At 63.6% G+C, this 4,294-nt stretch carries 3 protein-coding genes; 1 reads left to right on the top strand and 2 read right to left on the bottom strand.

Going from position 1 to position 4,294, the window contains the following annotated elements; translation table 11 throughout:
• Nucleotides 1-51: 51 nt before the first annotated feature.
• Both IV113_RS23300 and IV113_RS23295 read right to left on the bottom strand, forming a co-directional pair.
• A complete protein-coding gene (locus IV113_RS23300; protein ID WP_291090284.1) occupies nt 52-1,689 on the bottom strand; it encodes a class I adenylate-forming enzyme family protein in 1,638 nt (545 codons plus the stop codon).
• Between the two features lie 63 nt (nt 1,690-1,752).
• A complete protein-coding gene (locus tag IV113_RS23295; protein WP_056278382.1) occupies nt 1,753-2,436 on the bottom strand; it encodes a nitroreductase in 684 nt (227 codons plus the stop codon).
• A 101-nt stretch (nt 2,437-2,537) separates the two neighbouring features.
• Between IV113_RS23295 and IV113_RS23290 the strand changes: the two genes are divergently transcribed.
• Nucleotides 2,538-4,294, top strand: a 1,757-nt coding sequence (locus IV113_RS23290; RefSeq protein ID WP_291090281.1) for an AMP-binding protein, incomplete at its 3' end; no start/stop codon positions are given.

Raw genomic sequence — 4,294 nt, 5'->3', positions numbered from 1 at the left:
AGGGTGCGGATTTGATGTTTGCCATAACTGGGTTCGTGGGTCGGAGTGGGCTCAGGCAGCCGCGGGGCGCAGGTGCTTGCGCAGTTCTGCCTTCAGGATTTTTCCTACCGGGTTGCGCGGGATGGCGTCAAGGTACTCGATGCGCTCGGGCAGCTTGTAAGCCGCCACGCCGATCTGCTTCAGGTGGCCGACGATATCCTCCAGCGCCGGCGGCTGGGCCTTGTCCTTCGGAACGACGAAGATACAGGTCTTCTCGCCCATGATCTCGTCGGGCACCGCCACCGCCGCCACCTCCTGCACGCCGGGATGGGTGAGAACCAGGTTCTCGACCTCGGCTGCGCTAACGTTGAAGCCACCGCGAATGATGATGTCTTTCTTGCGGTCAAAGAAACCGATGTGGTGAACGTCCCGCACGATGAAAAAGTCACCTGTGCGGCAAAAGCCGTCGGGGGTGAACGTGCTTATCGCCAGGTCCGGCCGCTGGTAATAGCCAGCAAACACATTGGGTCCGCGGTAGACCAGCTCGCCCACCTGGCCGGGCTGCGTGCATTCTGCACCGCTCTCATCGAGCAGCTTCATCTCTACACCCTGGATGTCCGAGGGCCACTCGACGCCCGGGCGACCCCACCACGGAAAGTGATCTGCCCGCTTGGCGAAATCGGGCACGTCTCGCGCCCCTGCAAACACCGCGGTGCCTTCGGTCTGTCCCCAGGCGTGCAGGATTTCGATGTTCCAGCGCCGCTTGAACTCCTCCATGCTCCAGCGCGAGGGTTGCGCCGAACCCGAGGCGATGCAGCGCACGCTGGAGAAGTCAAGCTGATCGACGTTGGGCAACTTGAGGATCATGTTCAGCAGGGCAGGCACCAGCAGGGTGAAATGCACCTGGTCATGCATCAACTGCTTGAGAAGCAGCGGCATGTTCAGCGGGTGATGCAAGAGCGTCGTGCCCCCGATGGCCAGCGAAGCCAGCCAGGTCGCCACACCGGTCATGTTGACCACCGGCGCGGTCGCCAGCACCCGGTCCCCTTCGTGCAGCCCGGCCGTCAGCGGGATCAGGTTCATCTGAAAGAGCCAGTTGTTGTGAGACATCGGGCAGCCCTTGGAAAGGGCTTCGGTGCCGGACGACCAGCATAGGCTGAAAATGTCGTTGGCGTCGACACCGATGGCGTCGAGCCTGGCCACGTCGGCCGCACCACGCGCCATCTCGGCAATACGCTCGATCGGCAGCGCGACAAATCCGGTCTTCTCGGCGATGGCGAGTTGATCGGCACCCTTGAAATCGCGCATCCCGAAGAAGAAGCGCGCCTCGGTGAGTTTCTTGACATTCTGGAACTCGTTGTCGCGCCACTGAATCGGCATCGGCGAGAGCACGCCGCCGGCGCGGCTGACCGCAAGAAACATGGCAACCAGTTCCCATACGTTGGGCAGTTGCACGACGACGATTTCATCCTTGCGCAAACCCATGTCCAGCAGCCCGGTCGCGATGGCGTCGACGGCCGCGGCGAACTCCCGATAGCTCAGGTTCTGTGCTGCTGTTCCGGTCAGATCAGGCCGATCAGCCGGGTCGACCACGGCGGGCCGCTCCGGCGCCTTGGCCGCCGTCTCGCGCAGCAAATCGAGCAGGGTGCGCCGGCCCCAGTGGCCGCTTTCGGTGTAACGCTTCAAGGTCTCAGCAGTGTGCAGAATCATCGCTCGGCTCCTTTGGGTGTGCTTGTCGGAATGAATCAAAGGTTCAATCGCTGGCGCGTGAGCTCAGCGAGCCGCGTCGAAACCATGGAAGCTGGAAAACGTCTCCACATCGGTTCGTTCGGTGATGAAGGCGTTCTCCGGGGCCGACAGGTCCTCGTGTCCCAGGGCGATGCCGCAAGCGAGGATTTCGTGGTCGCTGATAGGCAGTTGGGCACGCGCCACTTTGTGGTACCAAGCAAGCGCCGCCTGCGCACAGGTGTGCAGGCCCTGTGCGCGGGCGGCCACCAGAATGTTCTGGATGAACATGCCCAGATCCATGAAGCTGCCGGTGTTCAGGCGGCGATCGAGCGTGACGAGCAGGCCCACCGGCGCGTCGAAGAACAGGTAGTTGCGCAGCATCTGATGCGCGCGCGCCGCCGCATCGTCGCGGGCGATGCCCAGGCTGGCATACAGGCCAAAACCGCAGCGCCGCCGACGATCCAGGTAGGGCTCGACCCAGGTGGTGGGGTAGTAGGCGTATTCAGGCTGGTGGCGGTCTGGCTCGTGCGTGGCCGCCTCAATGAAGGCATCGCACAGACGCTGCCGGGACTCGCCCGCCACCGCATACACCTTCCACGGCTGCACGTTGTTGCCACTCGGGGCTCGCGCCGCCACGTTCAAAATGTGCTGCACAACCGAGGAAGGAACGGACGTGGGTAGAAACCGCCTGACCGATTTTCGACTGCGGATCGCTTCATCAACATGCACGGACGGACTGCCTTTCTGACTGCGTAGAGCTACGGAGAAGAAACGACGCGGTGAGACTTGCACCGCTGGACTCCCATACGACGTTCGGATAGGATGGCAGCATGAATTCTACCAAACAACCGTTTGAATGGAAGCCCGCTCCTGAACTGATGGCGCGGTCCAACCTGACCGCCTTCTTGCACAAAGTGGGCGAATCGAGCTTCGAGAACCTGAGCGCTCGCGCCGATGCCGATCCGGCCTGGTTGATGCAAGAGGTGTTCGAGTTTTGCGACATGCGCTTCTATCAACCTTACACGCAGATGCTTGACACCTCGCGCGGCATCGAGTGGGCGCGCTGGTGTGTCGGCGGTACCACCAACATCGTGCTGAACTGCCTGGACCGGCACCGCGGAACGCCGGTGTGGGACCAGCCTTTCCTGGTGTGGGAGGGCGAAGACCCGAAAAACCGCAAGTCCTTGAGTTACCGCGAGTTTGATGCCGAGGTTTGCCGCCTGGCCGGAGCGTTGCAGTCGCTGGGCATTGCTCGGGGCGACAGGGTCGGCCTGTACATGCCCAACCTGCCGGAGACCTTTGTCGCGTTCTTTGCGGTCCTGAAGATCGGCGCCGTGTTGATGCCCTTGTTTTCGGGCTTCGGGCCGCAACCCATTGTCGCCCGTTTGAACGACGGACAAGCCAAGGCGGTGCTGACGGTGGATGGCACCTGGAGACGCGGCACCCCCGGCGTCATGAAGTCGGTGCTGGACGAAGCCCTGCGCGAGGTACCCAGCGTGCAGCACGTGGTGGTGCTGCGCCACCTGGGTGAAGCGTCCCCATGCCCGATGACGCCGGAACGCGACCACGACTGGGCCAGCCTGGTCGCCGCCCAACCCCGTGACATGCCGACCGCCGAGATGGCCGCCGAGGCACCCGCCGTATTGCTCTACACCTCGGGCACCACCGGCAAGCCCAAGGGCTGCATCTGGACCCACGTGAGTTTCCTGGGCTCGATGGTCACGCGCGACATGCACATCTGCGCCGATTTCAAGCAGAGCGACCGCTTCTTCTTCATGAGCGACATGGGCTGGATGGTGGGTGCCATGTGCGCCTGCATCCCGAGCTATTTCGGCGGCAGCCTGCTGGTGGCCGAAGGCACGCCCGACTACCCCGACACAGGACGCTTCTGGCGTCTGGTGCAGGATCACAAAGTCACCTATCTGGGTGTCGCGCCCACGCTGATCCGCAGCCTGATGCGCTACGGCGACACAGAGGTCGAAAGCTACGACTTGTCTGCATTGCGCATCACCTGCTCCGGTGGCGAGGCATGGACCGAGGCGCCCTGGCGCTGGTTCTTCAAGCACATCTGCAAAGAGCGTCTGCCGTTCCTCAACATTGTCGGCGGCACCGAGGTGGGCGGCTGCAACTTCACCGGCACCCTGCACCACCCCTTGCGACCAGGCTCGTTCGGCGCGCGCGGGCTTGGCGCCGGGGTCGACATCGTGAACGACAACGGTCAGCCGGTCGGCGCGGGCCAGGTCGGCGAGTTGGTGCTGCGCAACCCCAACATCGGCTTCACCAAGAGCCTGTGGCGCGACGACGAGCGCTACCTCGACAGCTACTGGCGCACGCTGCCCGGCGTCTGGGTGCATGGCGACTTTGCGATGCACGATGCGGACGGCTTGTTCTACATCCTCGGCCGCAGCGACGACACGATCAAGGTCTCAGGCAAGCGCACCGGCCCGTCGGAGATTGAAACCCTGCTCACCGGCACCGGCAAGGTGTCAGAGGCGGCGGTGATCGGCGTGCCCGACGAGATCAAGGGCTCGGCCATCGTCTGCGTCTGCGTGCCCATGCCCGGCGTGGCGGCGGACGCGGCGCTGCA

The organism is Hydrogenophaga sp., from assembly GCF_018780385.1.
In the GTDB taxonomy this organism is placed as follows: domain Bacteria; phylum Pseudomonadota; class Gammaproteobacteria; order Burkholderiales; family Burkholderiaceae_C; genus Hydrogenophaga.
Note: the sequence above shows the minus strand (reverse complement) of the source record. Positions and strands in the feature narration are given on the sequence as shown.